Raw genomic sequence first — 14,689 nt, forward strand, 5'->3', positions numbered from 1 at the left:
GGGGGGAGCGTATGAAGGAGGATTTAAATAAGAAAATAGAAGCGCTCGAAACGGCAATTGAAACGATTCAAGAAGCGCTTTTTGAATTGAAAGCAAAACAAAGAGAAATAGAAGTAGAAAATGCTCAGCAACATGTTAGTAAAGAAAAGAAAGAATATATTGAAACGGTAATGGAGGAAAAGCAAAAAGAAGAAGTAGTTACAATAAAGGAGCCCGTGCAAGAACGTGAGGTAAAACAAGTAGATATATCTGCATTTAAACCAGAACCATTTAATATTATTAATTTTTGCCAAACTTGGTTGCCACGTATATTTGTCGGCATTATGTTACTTGGAGTAATCTGGTTATTTAAAGCAGGGGTAGATGCTGGATTATTAACACCTGTAATACGAATTGTGTTTGGTATTGTCCTATCAATCGGTTTTTATTATATAGGTGATATTCAAATTAAACGAGAGCGGCAAGCGTTGGGTTTAGTATTAGCAGGAGGAAGTATTACGGGTATAGTTTTAACGACATTTGCGGCGCATTATTTATATGGATTTATTCCAGCAAGTGTTGCGTTTGTATGTAACATTGCATGGGTCATTTTAGGTATTTATGTAGCGAAGAGGTATCAATCGGAATATCTTACTATATTCGTAGCCGTAGGAGCTTTCTTCGTGCCATTCTTATTAAATAGTACGACTCCTAATCCATATATTTTCTTTGGATATGAGACGATACTAACACTTAGCTTATTATGGTATGCGTTGAAAAATCGTTATCAGTATTTATATATGATTTCTTATGCTGTTGCTGCTATTGTCCTTTTTGTTTTCTTTGCTATTATGTCAATGTTAGTGGAGGATTTGCAAATACAGTTAACGGTTGTTTATGGTTTGATTCACTTACTATTATTTTGGCATATGTTTACGGAGAGAAGCTTTATATTAGAGCCACGCTTGGCGATATTTAGTGCGAATGCAGTTCTCTTTATATTAGCCATTTCAAAAATACCTGAATTTACAACATGGGGATTAATGATTAGTGCACTCGTGCACGCTACTATGTTCGTGTTTGAATATAGGAAGAATAGACATTCTACATTTACAAATCTTTTATTTGGTTTCGCAATGGGTGCATTTAGTTTAGCGATTTTATATGAGTATAGTTTAGTGAATGCAGCGATTGTATTATTATTACAAGGTTTCCTCGGTATGATGACTGCTATTAAAGTAAAACAACAGGTGAAATTGTATGTTAGTGCGACGATTTACGCGATTGGAATGATACAAACTATTTTTAGTCCGTTTGATCATTTCATTTCAGCTGGGTTTGTTGCTCATATTATTTTAATAGGTACATTTTATTACTGCATGAAACAAGCGAAAGATGTGTTAATGAGCTTTGGAAAATATGTTTATTCTATAGCACTCTATTGGTTTATGGTTATCGTATTTATTGCAATTACTAGAGTCGGTGAAGTGCTTTCTACAGATGGAAGTATAATAAGCGTATCTGTATCGTTATTATGGATGGTATATGCATTATTTGCAGTTTGGCTTGGACGGAATAAAAATATGAATGAAATATTGTATGCCGGCTTAGTCGTGTTAGTCGTAACGATAGGGAAGCTATTCCTTCTGGACTTACCAGAAGTATCGATGATGATCAGGGCAGTGTTATTCTTAATTGTAGGTAGTATAGGTATCGTTATTTCAAGGATGTTTTTCTCAAAAGAAGAGAAGTAAAAAGAAGACAATCCGTATGCGGATTGCCTTTTTCATTATTTCTTATCAATTATTACAGCTTCATTGTATTTCGCTGTTGTATTTTGGCGTAGACGAAGCGTTGCTTGTCCAGCTGTATTTGAATCGATTTGTACGTTCACAATTCTCTCAGCAGAACCTAAGCTGTTTGTTGTGAAAGAGAACGCACTACTGTATCCGAAAGTAGATGGCCAAGTACCATTTGTATTTTGAACTTTTGCTACTTGTGTACCGCCAGTAGTGAATATACCTAAAGAGTAATTAGTGTATGTTGTGTTTGGTAATAAGTTATTTACTTGAATTTTGATTTGGAACACTTCATTGTTTGGTAGAGTGCTAGGGTGTGTAACTACGTAGTCGTTTGCTGTTATAGCACCGTTATAACCGTATGAACCTGGTTTGAAAGTATTTGTATTAAACCATTGATAACCTGCATTTGGTGCACTCCAAGGTTCAGGTTGTGGCTCAGTTGATAAGCTTGGTTGTTCAAATGTTTGTAAAGTGGTAGGTAAATCAAGTTGTAAACCATTTACTTGATCTAAACTTGTAAATGTTTCTTTATTCGATAGCCAATTTACGATATTTTCTAGTAAGATAGCATCGTTTTCTTCTTTATAACCATCGTAAGTTTTCTTTGTTTGGCCAGAATCTTCACGAACGTATTTTGGCGTCGCATCTTCCACCGGAGAAGAGTCACCGATAAAGGCAGCTTTTCCAAGTCCTACTTTTGCGATAGCAGCATAAGGGCCTTCTGCAACACCACCGCCGTTATAAACACCGCTATCAACAGCATTATTCCATTTTGACGGGTTTTCTGGAAGATAAACAAGTCCTTTTGCTAGTTTTGGGTTTGTAATGGCTAGAGTAGAGCCAGCATGCATTGCTACAGATGAAACACCTTTTGTAATTCCGAATGATTGTTCAGGTGACACAATATTTTTAGCTGCAACATCACCGATTGCATTGTAGCGGAAGCGAATACCGAAGTTGTTAGATAGCCAATCAGAGCTTTCTATTCCTTGCATAGCTTGTGAATTTACTTCCTCACTAGACATTCCTTTTGCAGGATTATCCCATGCACCGCGTCTATATCCATTAAATACTTCAGAAGAGTCCCAGCGATTTTTATTACGATCTGCATTATAATGATCGGCAATGAAGAAGATACTGCCGCCACTTTTCACGTATTGTAACATAGCATCTTGTTCAGATTTTTTGTAAGGAATATTTGCTTCTGGAACGATAAACACATTGTAGTCTTTTAAATCTTCGTATGTAATCGGTGTTGATTTACGTAGTTCTTTTACATGATATCCGTTTTGGGCAATGCCGTTTCCGAAATCAGAAAAGCCACCATCAATAACCCAGTCAGCCGTCCCAGCAGTTTGACCGTGTGTATTATCGAATAATACTTTCTTCCCATTGTTTTGATTTACAACTTTTGCAGCAATTTCAGGAGCTGGGTCTACAGAGCTTTCTGCATAAGTAGACGGTATGAACGAAGCCCCTATACTTAGTGTAATTGCTGTTGCTAAAGAAAATGTAATCCATTTTTTATTCTTCATAGAAGAATCCCCCTAATAATAAATATATGTGCTTTAATAATGTAATTTATTTTTCTGAAAAAATAAAGACAGAAAACGTAAAAAATATTAAAAAATTGTAAAAATACCGTGAATTTTGTTGAGAAATATTTATATAGATATAAAAACATCCCTTCCAATTAATAAGGAAGGGATGTTTTGTTTAACTAATTTTTGAATTAGGTGTTTCGTCAATTTTATGGAACCCTTTCATGTAATATACGATAGCTAAACCAATAAGCCAAATAGGACCAACAATTAATGCAATTCTTGTATCTTCTGAATACGCCATTATACCTAATACTAGTGCAAGGAAAGCGAGTGAGAAATATGAACTGAATGGATGTAGAGGCATTTTATATGTTAGCTTGTCCTTTTTATCAGTTTGCAATCCTTTACGGAATTTAATTTGAGCGATTAAAATGATGCCCCAAGTCCAAATTGCCCCGAAAGTTGAAATACTAGTGAGCCATGTAAATACTTTTGCGGGCACAAGATAGTTTAATATAACACCAACGAGTAAAACGATAGCTGTTGCTACAATTCCTTGACTCGGAATGCCATTTTTATTTAAACGACCGAATCTTTCAGGAGCTTTCTTCTGCTGAGCTAGTGTATATAGCATACGGCCTGTACTAAATAAACCACCATTACAGGAAGAAAGAGCTGCTGTTAATACGACAAAGTTAATAATACCTGCTGCTTTTGCGATACCGATTTGCTGGAATGTTAATACGAATGGACTTCCTTTCTCACCAAGTTCATTCCATGGATAAATTGCCATCATAACGAATAGAGCCCCAACGTAGAACAGTAATATTCTCCAAAATACGTTATCGATTGCTTTTGCGAGTGTTTTTTTCGGATTTTGAGCTTCACCCGCTGTAACACCGATTAATTCAACGCCTAAATAAGCGAATAACACCATTTGTAAAGAGAGTAGTAACCCAGAAAAACCATTTGGGAACCAGCCACCATGTGACCAAAGGTTTGAAATACCAGTAGCGATACCACCGTTTCCGAATCCGAATAAAATAATACCAGCTCCAATAATTATCATACAGATAATTGTGACAATTTTGATGAGAGCAAACCAAAATTCAAGTTCTCCAAATACTTTTACGGATAAGAAGTTGAAAGCACTCATTAATAATAGAGCGAGTAACGCCCAAGTCCAGCGCGGGATATCTGGGAACCAGTATTGCATGTAAATGCCAGCCGCTGTAATTTCAGCCATGCAAGTAACAACCCATAAAAACCAGTAGTTCCAGCCAGTAATATAGCCAGCTAGTGGTCCAAGATAATCAGAAGCATATTTACTAAAAGAACCGGCAACAGGTTGTTCAATTGCCATTTCTCCGAGTGCTCGCATAATGAAAAAAATAACGAGTCCGGCGATCATATAACCTAGTAGAATAGAAGGGCCAGCTAGCTTAATAGCAGAAGCGGATCCTAAAAATAGTCCAACGCCAATAGCGGAGCCGAGCGACATTAAAGTAATATGTCGTTCTTTTAAACCACGGTTTAAAGTTTCAGATTTGTTTGTGTGCTGCATAAGAAGAATCCCCCTTGTAGAGTGAACGATATTTGAATGCGTTTACTAAATATTTAACTATTTCAAATTATAAAACATTTCTATCTGTTATGCTACAAAAATAAACATGATTAACTGTACTACATCTGTACTTGTCAGACTTAAACTTAAAATTCGAACTATTAGTGAATATATTGACTCTTCTTTTTATTGATTGTTAAGATTAAGTATTATATTTTCTCACATACTAGTAAGAAAAGAATATGTGATAATAATTCAGATGTAGGAAGGGTACATAACCATGTTTCAATTACAAAAATATAACACTTCTGTGAAGCAAGAGCTTTTAGCTGGCATCACAACTTTTTTTACATTTGCGTATATTCTTGTCATCAATCCGAAAATATTATCTGATGCAGGTGTACCATTTGATCAAGCTTTTACAGCAACTATTATTGCGACTGTTATAGGGACGCTATGTATGTCGTTTTTAGCTAACTATCCAATTGTTATTGCTCCAGCTATGGGAATGAATGCGTATTTTGCTTATTCTGTTGTTCAACAGGCAGAGGGGATTACATATGTCATTGCGTTTTCAGCAGTATTTGTAACAGGTATCATTTTTCTTTTATTATCTTTCACTTCATTTAGGCAAAAGCTAATTGTCGCAATTCCTGATAGTTTAAAACATGCAATTGCAGGGGGAATTGGACTATTTATTGCTTTTATTGGATTACGCCTTTCTGGAATTATTGTTGATCATCCATCTAATTTAGTTACGATTGGTGATTTTCATTCTCCAGCCGTTATTTTAACTTTAATTGGTTTAATATTAGCGGCGGTATTAATGGTATTACGTGTGAGCGGTGCATTATTTATTAGTATGATTGTGACAGGAGTTATCGCCTTCTTTACAGGGCAACTGAAGTTTACGGATAAAATTGTTGCGATGCCTCATTTACCAGAGGGAATTATCGTTTCAAACCCAATCAATGCCTTTTCAGATGTAATTGAATACGGATTATATGGTGTTGTATTTTCATTTTTACTTGTACTGTTATTTGATACAACAGGTGCATTACTCGGTTTAATTAAACAAGCGGGTTTAATTACAGATAATACAGAGAAACGTTTTGGTAAAGCGTTTATTGCAGATGCAATTGGTGGGACTACAGGTTCTATTTTTGGAACAAGCCCAACAGCAGCGACGATTGAATCATCAGCTGGTATTGCTGCAGGTGGTAAAACAGGATTAACAGGTATTGTAGTTGTCTGTCTAACGATTATAACGGCATTCTTCAGCCCTGTGATTGCTTCTTTATCAAGTGTAGCCGCTATTACAGCTCCTTCATTAATTATTGTAGGTAGTTTAATGGCGCAAAGTCTTCGTGATATTAATTGGAATGAATTTGAAGATGCATTACCAGCATTTTTAATTTTCGTTGGTATTCCGTTAACGTCTAGCATTGCGAATGGAATTGCAATTGGATTTTTAGTGTATCCAGTCTTAAAAATTGTGAAAGGGAAAGCGATGGAAGTACATCCGTTACTATACTTATTTACAATTTTATTTGGATGCCATTTATTCTTATAATATAGATATAGGAAAGGGGCTTCTTATGAGAGGCTCCTTTTTTGTGTATAATAAGGTGAAAATCAAATTAATGGAGTAAAATATAAATTACTTAATGGAATATATATGTTACAATATAGGTGAAGGAGGAACATGAATGGCTGTAAGTAAAATAAAAGTCGCGCGTGTTCAGTTAGATTTAACGCAGCAACAATTAGCAGAAAAAGTAGGCGTTACAAGGCAAACGATTAGTTTAATTGAGAAGGGGAAATACAACCCGTCTTTAGATTTATGTTTGAAAATTTGTTATGCGGTAGACAAAACATTGAATGATTTATTTTGGGAGGAAGAGGAGTGAGGGGATGAGGATCGTGAAAGATGAACGTTTAATGATTGAGGGACTCAAACATATTAGACTCGTTTTCATCTTACAAAATATCGTCATACTAGGTGTTGTTTTTTATCGGTACGTTTTGCAAGATGCAGGATATGAAAGTGTTTCAGATTTATTAATGGTATTTATGGTCGGGATAATAGTTATTAACTTTTTAAACTTAAAAAACTCGGTGGAAGTGTATGAGCATACAGGGGGAGTATCTCGTAGTTATTTTAGGAAGCTATTATTCATTCCAGTAGGTATTGTTATTGGGATTTTAGCTATTTGTATCGTTGTAACACCGGGTATTTCGATAAAAGAAATTAGTATAACAGGACTTATTATGTTTGCTTGTTTTTTAGTTCCTAGTTTATTTATATACATATATATGAAAAAAATAAAAAGTGAAGATTGAAATATAAGAAAAGCTTTCCCCATATTGGGGAAAGCTTTTCTTATATTCTTTTATACAGTAATTTATGAAGACCAATCGGTTCAATTTCAAAGATTTCACCATGTTCCTGGAAGCCTAAGTGCTTGTAATAGTCAGCTACAGTAATTCGGCCATTGCACCATAATATATTTGCTTGGCGTTCTTGCAAGACTTGCTCCGCTTTCTGAATTAAGGAGCTTCCAGCACGTTTGTTTCGAAATTCAGGTAATGTGGCCATTCCTCGTAGACGATAATGAATACCTGCTAGTAAGTCAGGGTATATCTCTTTTGAGAAGGAAGCGATACTAATTAGTTCATCGTTTATAAATGCGCCTAAGTGAAAGGTGTCCGTTTCATAGTCGGAAGAGTATTTACAATCTGCTAATGTTTGATTCGGGCGTAAAATTTTTTGACGTAATACGTAAGTTTCAGATCCCTCAATATTTTTCACGGTAATCATATTAACATCCTTTCTTATAAGGCGTTTTCTGTTAGTTGTATAAAGAAATAGGCAGGTGCGGCGAAAAGTCCGAGTATGCTAGCAGTTCCGAGAAGGAGTGAAAGTAAGAGGCAGGAGTATTTTATTCCATTCGATTTTTTCCATCCGTAGCTACAAATTTCAATGCTAACACCGATGAGAATAATGGCAACGAGTATTTCTGCTAATAATAAAAGAGCTAAAGTTACAATAGACATAATGTGATCCATCCTCATAATATGTGATAGTAACATTTTACCATATAAAATGGAAAAAAATGCCCCTCAATTATGTGAGGGGCATTTTTCTATTCTAATATGCTTTTTAGTGTATCGATATGTTCTTTTGAGCCAGTTACAAGTAATGTATCGCCGTGTTGTAGGCTTGTATCACCATGTGGGATTAATGCTTTATTACCGCGGTAAATTTGAATGACGAGTACATCGCCTAAAAATGGAAGGCGACGAAGTGCAACGCCGTTATATTTATTACTCCGTAGTTCCACTTCACGGACTGTTTCGTTTGCTGTTGTAATTAAGCGAACGAGACTCGGTTTATCAATTAGTGCACGTAATAGAATGCGTGTAGAGTTAATTGTTGAGAATACGGCGATATGTTCTTGCGTTGCTTTTTCTTGTAGAAGTGGATCTTCTACACTTGCAATAACATGTTCAACACCTAGTTCTTTTGCATGTTCTGCTAATAATAAGTTTTGTTCATCATCGCTTGTTGCAACAACAACGCGATCTGCGTTAAATGCTGTTTGTTCAGTTAATGATGCGATCGTGATGTCATCTAATTTTACGATAGGGAAGTCATGTGATTTTGCTTCCTCATCATTTATTTTATTTTGACGCATCATATAAAGTGTTACGTCATAATCTTCTCGTTTTAAATCAAGTGATAACGGAAGGGTAATTCTGCTTGCGCCAATAATAGAAACTTTTGGTTTTGGTGTATCTACTTTTGGGAACATTTTTTTAAATAATATAGGTGCAAAAATACAAGTAATAACTGCGCTTAAAATAAGGGAAGCAGATAGACTTGGACTGATGATTCCTAGTTTTTCACCAATTTGTGCAGCTGCAATAACTAAAGAAAGTGTCGATGTTAATAAGATGGCACTTCCTAGTACGATATTACGTGGATACCATTTTCGTAAGACGAGTGATGGTAACAGCTTTGAAATAAAGAGTCCCACAATTAAAATTGGGATCATTAGCATGCTAGAAGGTTCTTTAAAAATAGACCAAACTTCTAGATTCACACCAACCATTACGAAGAAAATAGGGATGAAGAAACCGTAGCCGATGGAATCCAGTTTTTCAACCATATCTTCATTTGGTGATAATAACGATACAAGTACACCCGCTAAGAAGGCACCTAAAATATTTTCAGCTCCAACAGATTCAGATAACCCAACTAATATTAAGATGAGTGCAAAAACAGCTCGTGTATCAATTTGTACACTACCAGCTTTTAAGCTATCTAAGTATGGAATGTTTTTAAAGCGTTTTGCAACGAAGTAAATAACAATACCAGCGCCGAATAGAAGAAGAAGGAGCCACATGCTTTGGCCGCTTTCGGAATTTAATCCGACGAATACAGCGAGTAAAATCATTGTAACTAAATCTGCAATAACAGCGACTAATAAAATGATTTGTCCAATTGCCGTTTTTCCTAAGTTATTCTCTTTTAATGTTGGTACGACAACACCTAAAGAAATAGTTGAAATAATTAAAGTCATAAACATTGCATTATCCACGAATCCTAGCCATACGAACAGTAATGATAGGGCATAAGATAAGATGAAAATAAATAAGAAGATAATGCTCGCTGCTTGGAATGTGTTTGGTTCGTTTGTCGTATTCTTTTTCCCTTTTTGTTTAAAGATAGAAAAATCAATTTCTAAACCGCTTAAGAACATTAAGAAGATAAATCCTAGTGTCGATAAGACTTGAAGCCACATATCTGGCTCAATAATATTAAACCCACTTTTACCTACAAAGATTCCTGCGATGATTTCTGCAACAACGACAGGAAGTGCTTTTAATTTAAAGCGTTGTAACAAAAGGGGAACGAAAAACGCGATTGCAACGACAACCATAAGTGATAGAACAGAAGTATGATGTTCCATTGCGTTCTCTCCCTTCAAATAAATATAGTACCTATTTAGCCATATAATAGGTAGAAAAGCAACGCATATGGATTCGATTTCATAAAGAAAGAGTTTTCTTAAGATTTGTCATAATAAGTATATTTTTCATGATTCTGTTGTTAATTCCGTAATGTGGATGTAATAGGGGAGGGGATAAAAAAAGACTGCCGAGGAATCTCAGCAGTCTTTTTCATGTACATTACATTGAGAAGAAGATCCATACAGTTAAACCAACTGTTGCAGTTGCAACGAAGAAACTGTATATCATTGTAAGGACTTGAACTCTTCCTTCTCCTTCTTTTAAATGCATGAACATAATTAATTGTAACAACGCTTGCGCAACAGCCATTGCGATAATGGACGTTAATATCGTTGAAAGTGGCAAGTTTGTATAAAGTGCCACGTATAAAGCTAGGAACGTTAGTGCAAGCGATAAAATAAATCCGAAAACGTGTGACCATGGGAATCCGCTATGCGCATGCCCATTTGCTTGATTGTTATTTTGACTCATTTACGCCACCATCCCGTTCAAGTAAACTAGTGTGTAAATAAAGACCCAAACAAGATCGAGGAAATGCCAGTATAAGCTGATAATAAATACTTTACGAGCTGTAACTGGTGTTAAACCTCGTTTTAAAATTTGGATAATAACACAAATTGCCCAAATGATACCACCTGTTACGTGGGCACCATGTGTTCCAAGAAGAACGAAAAATGCAGATAGGAAAGCACTTGTTTGAAGCGTTGCGCCTTCACCAATGTACATAATGAATTCTTCAATTTCAAAGAATAGGAAACCTGCACCTAAAAGTAATGTAAGGATGAACCATCCAAGCATTGCTTTTTGGTTGTTCTTACGCATTTCGTGAATTACGATACCACATGTGAAACTACTTGTTAAAAGTAGTAATGTTTGAATTAAAAGCGTTTTAAGTTCAAACAGTTGCGCTGGAGTTGGGCCATCTGCCGTACGACCAGCAAGTACTAGATAAGAGGCGAAAAGTGTTGCGAACAGCATAATTTCAGCCCCAAGAAAAATCCAGAATCCTAGGATATTCAATCTACTTTGCTCGGATTGATATTCCAAAGGTAAGCTTTTATCTAAAGCCGCCATATCATTTCACCTCTCATGCTATATGTTCTGTTTCTTTAATTTCATCAACGCTTACGTAGTAGCCATCATCATAATCGAATGAACGATAGATTAAGCAAGCTAAAATACCAACGCCGCCGATTGCTGCAAGCCAGAACCAGCTAAATACTAATGCGAAACCTGCAAGACCGAAGAATAAAGACGCAATAATAGGCACGCCAGAGTTACTTGGCATGTGAATTGGTTTTAAATCTTCTGCTGCTGGTGTAACTGTTTCTCCGCGTTTTTTCATGTACCAGAAAGCATCAGCTTCTTTGATTTCAGGAAGTTTCGCGAAGTTGTAATGTTGTACAGGAGATTGAGTTGCCCATTCAAGTGTACGGCCATCCCATGGATCTCCAGTTGTGTCACGTTCACCGTGACGAGCACTCCAAATTACGTTGTAACAAAGAATTAGGAAACCAATACCCATCATTACCGCACCAACAGATGCGATTTGGTTTAGCCATCCCCATCCAAGACTCTCAGAGTAAGTGTACATACGACGAGTCATACCGTCTAAACCTAAGAAGTACATTGGGAAGAAACAGATGTTGAATCCGCTCATAAAGATCCAGAATGTCCATTTACCTAGGCGTTCGTTTAACATATGACCAGTCATTTTTGGATACCAGAATGTGAATCCAGCAAGCATAGCGAATACTGTACCTGCGATTAATACGTAGTGGAAATGAGCAATTAAGAAGTAGCTGTTATGGTACTGATAATCAGCTGCTGCCATACCAAGCATAACCCCTGTAACCCCACCGACTACGAAGTTTGGAATAAATGCCAATGACCAAAGCATTGGAACTGTAAAACGAATACGTCCTTTATACAGTGTAAACAACCAGTTAAAGATCTTAACCCCGGTTGGAATCGAAATCGCCATTGTCGAAATCGAGAAGAATGAGTTAACCGCTGGACCTGCACCCATCGTGAAGAAGTGATGAAGCCATACGACGAAACTTAGTAAAGAAATTGCAACCATTGAGTAGACCATCGCACTGTAACCGAATAGACGTTTACGTGAGAATGTACTAATGATTTCAGAGAAAATACCGAATGCCGGTAAAATAACGATATATACTTCAGGGTGACCCCATACCCAGAATAGGTTGGCCCATAACATTGGCATACCGCCGCTCGCCATCGTAAAGAAGTGAGCATCGAATAGACGGTCAAATGTCATTAATGCAAGAGCAACTGTTAATACTGGGAAAGCGAAAATAATGATAACTGTTGTAATTAAGATTGACCAAGTAAACATGGGCATTCTCATTAAAGTCATACCAGGTGTACGCATTTTTAAGATAGTAACAAGGAAGTTAATACCGGTCATTAGCGTACCGAGACCTGAAATCTGTAATGCAATTGCGTAGTAGTTATTTCCTACACCAGAAGTAAACTCTGTACCTGCCATTGGGAAGTAAGAAGTCCACCCAGCGTCTGGAGAACCACCGATTACGAAAGCGATGTTGAATAACATTGCTCCGACAAAGAATAACCAGAAACTTAAAGCATTTAAGAACGGATATGCAACGTCACGAGCACCAATTTGTAATGGTACTACAAGGTTCATTAATCCCATAACGAATGGCATCGCCATGAAAAGAATCATAACTGTACCATGTGTTGTGAAGATTCCGTTATAGTGTTCAGCATTTAAATAAGTTGTTTCTGGGAATGTTAACTGTGCACGGATCATTAAACCGTCCATACCACCACGGAATAACATGATAACCGCAGAAATAATATACATGGCCCCAATCTTTTTATGGTCAACAGTTGTTAACCATTCGTCCCAAAGCCATTTCCATTTTTTATACTTTGTTAGTACGAAAATGATTGCTAATGTCACAAGAACGATAGAAGCGTCTGCACCGTAAATAATCGGGTCACCTGTGACAAAGAATTCATCAAGCTTCACTGTGTTCACTCCAATCTGTTGGAATAATAGCTATTATTTTTTGTTTTTGTAGTAGTTGTAATCACAATATTCAAGTGATTTTGGATCTACATAACTTAAGTGGTGACTAGAGAATGTCATACGACCAACTACACCAGGTTTAACAATTTCGTTGTACTTATCTTCTGTTAGTTTAGGAGCAGTTTGTTGTACTTCTTTAACCCACTTGTCATATTTCTCTTTAGTTTTTGCTTCAACTTCGAACTCCATATGTGTGAATCCTTCACCAGAGAAGTTCGCACTACGGCCTAGGTAAGAACCAGGCTTATCAGCTTGTAAATAAAGATCCATAATCATGCCATCCATAGTGTACTTCATACCACCAAGTTCTGGTACCCAGAAAGCATTCATTGGACCGACAGAAGTCAGTTTGAATTGAATTGGTACACCAGCTGGGATGTTTAAATAGTTAACGGTTTCAATTTTTTCCTCTGGGTAACTGAATAACCATTTCCAGTTTGCAGATGTAACATAAATCTCAACTGGTTTAATATGTTTGGATTCTTCCGGAACCTCTTCCGAAGCATAAGTTGCTTTTACTGTTGGAATCGATAATGCGATAACGATAATAACAGGAACAAGCGTCCAAATAATTTCTAATAATGTGTTACCGTGTTGTTCAGGTGGCTCGTAGTCCATATTCTCTGGTTTTTCACGATAACGAATCAAGATGACTGTAAACAAGATGAATACAATTGCGATAATTAATGACATAAGCAAGAATGACCAAACAATTAAATCATACTGTGCTTTTGCAACAGGTCCTTGCGGATTTAATACTGCGAGTTTCTTATCACAGCCACCGAGGAACAGAAGTAATGATAACGGAAGAAGCGAAGCCAGCTTCCAAAACGTTTTCTTTAGTTGCACGATTGAAAATCTCCTTTCTCCTTGGATTGAAACTATGCCAATAAAACAATATAAACCTATTAATTTATAGATGGCAATAGTTTTTGTGATATTGTTAAAAAATAGACACAAATGCACACTTTTTAAGGTGAATATCATTTGTAACTTGATAACATTGTAAACCATTTTCCAGTAAAAAACGTGATTGTGGAAATTTTAAGATAAATAAAGTTATACCAAGATATCCAAGAAATAGAAAAAAACTATCCTATCATAAGAAAGGTAGCTGAATATTTTGTATATTCATTTTACTTCTTTTTTTAGATTTATTTGTTGTTCAAATGTGACAACTTTTTTATATTTTAATTGGTATAAAATGCAACAAATGATCATAAATGGAATACCGCAATAAAGAGCAATTCTCTAATCTGGAATGAAAGCTAAACTAACAAATGTAATGAAATTGAGTGAAAATGCTAAGATTGGAACTATTGGATAAAATGGTGGCGATAATTTAAATCATTTTGTTCTACTTGTTGATTCATATGTCCCTCCCCCGTTATTTTCTTGTATGTATGAACTGATGTTTATTCCGAGTTTTTAAACATTAGTGGGGGATGTGACACATATTCGGCTTATTTATTATGAAATGAATGGAGTATGTAAAAATGCGAACTATGACTAAATGCTCTAAGTGTGCTTTTTGTTAATAGTATGATATATTAATTATGTTAATTATTTTGGTTTCAGCAAAACGATTCAGAAAATCATGTTGTTTTTTCTTTTTATTAAAAATAATTAGATTTTTATAACAATTAAAGTGTGAACAATAATTCACAGAATCTTTCTAGCA

Annotated in this window: 13 protein-coding genes and 1 pseudogene; 4 read left to right on the forward strand and 10 right to left on the reverse strand. The window is 35.9% G+C overall.

The genetic code is table 11. The features are described 5' to 3' along the window. Positions 1 to 11 precede the first annotated feature (11 nt). A complete protein-coding gene (locus tag MKX31_RS01805) occupies positions 12 to 1,733 on the forward strand; it encodes a DUF2339 domain-containing protein (RefSeq protein ID WP_098110877.1) in 1,722 nt (573 codons plus the stop codon). Between the two features lie 35 nt (positions 1,734 to 1,768). Here MKX31_RS01805 and MKX31_RS01810 read toward each other — a convergent pair whose 3' ends face one another. Together MKX31_RS01810 and MKX31_RS01815 are read right to left on the reverse strand one after the other, a co-directional pair. Beyond that, positions 1,769 to 3,316 (reverse strand): DNA-binding protein, encoded by a 1,548-nt coding sequence (locus MKX31_RS01810; protein ID WP_088046961.1) that lies wholly within the window; start codon positions 3,314 to 3,316, stop codon positions 1,769 to 1,771. 181 nt (positions 3,317 to 3,497) lie between these two features. After that, positions 3,498 to 4,889, reverse strand: a complete 1,392-nt coding sequence (locus MKX31_RS01815) for an amino acid permease (RefSeq protein WP_064477060.1) — start codon at positions 4,887 to 4,889, stop codon at positions 3,498 to 3,500. Between the two features lie 280 nt (positions 4,890 to 5,169). Between MKX31_RS01815 and MKX31_RS01820 the strand changes: the two genes are divergently transcribed. The 3 genes from MKX31_RS01820 to MKX31_RS01830 all read left to right on the forward strand — a co-directional run bounded on the left by MKX31_RS01820 (position 5,170) and on the right by MKX31_RS01830 (position 7,232). Continuing rightward, entirely contained in the window at positions 5,170 to 6,462 is a 1,293-nt protein-coding gene (locus MKX31_RS01820) for an NCS2 family permease (RefSeq protein WP_340979796.1), read from the forward strand. Between the two features lie 136 nt (positions 6,463 to 6,598). After that, positions 6,599 to 6,799, forward strand: coding sequence for a helix-turn-helix transcriptional regulator (locus MKX31_RS01825; protein ID WP_000301181.1), 201 nt, complete (start codon positions 6,599 to 6,601; stop codon positions 6,797 to 6,799). 4 nt (positions 6,800 to 6,803) lie between these two features. Beyond that, complete coding sequence (locus MKX31_RS01830; protein WP_064477059.1) at positions 6,804 to 7,232, forward strand: hypothetical protein; 429 nt, start codon at positions 6,804 to 6,806, stop codon at positions 7,230 to 7,232. 40 nt (positions 7,233 to 7,272) lie between these two features. On the opposite strand, the gene MKX31_RS01835 is transcribed toward MKX31_RS01830, so the two are convergent. The 8 genes and pseudogenes from MKX31_RS01835 to MKX31_RS01870 form a co-directional block, all read right to left on the reverse strand. After that, positions 7,273 to 7,710, reverse strand: a complete 438-nt coding sequence (locus MKX31_RS01835) for a GNAT family N-acetyltransferase (protein ID WP_064477058.1) — start codon at positions 7,708 to 7,710, stop codon at positions 7,273 to 7,275. 14 nt (positions 7,711 to 7,724) lie between these two features. Continuing rightward, complete coding sequence (locus MKX31_RS01840; protein ID WP_000926994.1) at positions 7,725 to 7,982, reverse strand: DUF4022 family protein; 258 nt, start codon at positions 7,980 to 7,982, stop codon at positions 7,725 to 7,727. Between the two features lie 53 nt (positions 7,983 to 8,035). Beyond that, complete coding sequence (locus MKX31_RS01845) at positions 8,036 to 9,865, reverse strand: monovalent cation:proton antiporter family protein (protein ID WP_088046959.1); 1,830 nt, start codon at positions 9,863 to 9,865, stop codon at positions 8,036 to 8,038. A gap of 220 nt (positions 9,866 to 10,085) precedes the next feature. Beyond that, complete coding sequence (qoxD, locus tag MKX31_RS01850) at positions 10,086 to 10,397, reverse strand: cytochrome aa3 quinol oxidase subunit IV (protein ID WP_063263756.1); 312 nt, start codon at positions 10,395 to 10,397, stop codon at positions 10,086 to 10,088. Beyond that, positions 10,398 to 11,000 (reverse strand): cytochrome aa3 quinol oxidase subunit III, encoded by a 603-nt coding sequence (gene qoxC, locus MKX31_RS01855; protein ID WP_048562935.1) that lies wholly within the window; start codon positions 10,998 to 11,000, stop codon positions 10,398 to 10,400. 13 nt (positions 11,001 to 11,013) lie between these two features. Next, positions 11,014 to 12,948: a cytochrome aa3 quinol oxidase subunit I gene (gene qoxB / locus MKX31_RS01860; protein WP_048562936.1), complete on the reverse strand. Its 1,935-nt coding sequence runs from the start codon at positions 12,946 to 12,948 to the stop codon at positions 11,014 to 11,016. A gap of 33 nt (positions 12,949 to 12,981) precedes the next feature. Continuing rightward, positions 12,982 to 13,857, reverse strand: a complete 876-nt coding sequence (locus MKX31_RS01865) for a cytochrome aa3 quinol oxidase subunit II (protein WP_001176181.1) — start codon at positions 13,855 to 13,857, stop codon at positions 12,982 to 12,984. 282 nt (positions 13,858 to 14,139) lie between these two features. Next, a pseudogene (locus tag MKX31_RS01870) lies at positions 14,140 to 14,360 on the reverse strand (amino acid permease); the annotation flags it as partial. Positions 14,361 to 14,689: the final 329 nt, after the last annotated feature.

Origin of the sequence: Bacillus sp. FSL M8-0063, from assembly GCF_038005545.1 — a bacterium.
Taxonomy (GTDB): Bacteria; Bacillota; Bacilli; order Bacillales; family Bacillaceae_G; genus Bacillus_A; species Bacillus_A wiedmannii.

Coding starts and splice junctions, on each gene's coding strand:
- MKX31_RS01815 (WP_064477060.1), bottom strand. CDS start 4,889: ATGCAGCACACAAACAAATCTGAAACTTTAAACCGTGGTTTAAAAGAA.
- qoxC (WP_048562935.1), bottom strand. CDS start 11,000: ATGGCGGCTTTAGATAAAAGCTTACCTTTGGAATATCAATCCGAGCAA.
- MKX31_RS01805 (WP_098110877.1), top strand. CDS start 12: ATGAAGGAGGATTTAAATAAGAAAATAGAAGCGCTCGAAACGGCAATT.
- MKX31_RS01825 (WP_000301181.1), top strand. CDS start 6,599: ATGGCTGTAAGTAAAATAAAAGTCGCGCGTGTTCAGTTAGATTTAACG.
- MKX31_RS01830 (WP_064477059.1), top strand. CDS start 6,804: ATGAGGATCGTGAAAGATGAACGTTTAATGATTGAGGGACTCAAACAT.
- MKX31_RS01810 (WP_088046961.1), bottom strand. CDS start 3,316: ATGAAGAATAAAAAATGGATTACATTTTCTTTAGCAACAGCAATTACA.
- MKX31_RS01835 (WP_064477058.1), bottom strand. CDS start 7,710: ATGATTACCGTGAAAAATATTGAGGGATCTGAAACTTACGTATTACGT.
- qoxD (WP_063263756.1), bottom strand. CDS start 10,397: ATGAGTCAAAATAACAATCAAGCAAATGGGCATGCGCATAGCGGATTC.
- MKX31_RS01845 (WP_088046959.1), bottom strand. CDS start 9,865: ATGGAACATCATACTTCTGTTCTATCACTTATGGTTGTCGTTGCAATC.
- MKX31_RS01840 (WP_000926994.1), bottom strand. CDS start 7,982: ATGTTACTATCACATATTATGAGGATGGATCACATTATGTCTATTGTA.
- MKX31_RS01820 (WP_340979796.1), top strand. CDS start 5,170: ATGTTTCAATTACAAAAATATAACACTTCTGTGAAGCAAGAGCTTTTA.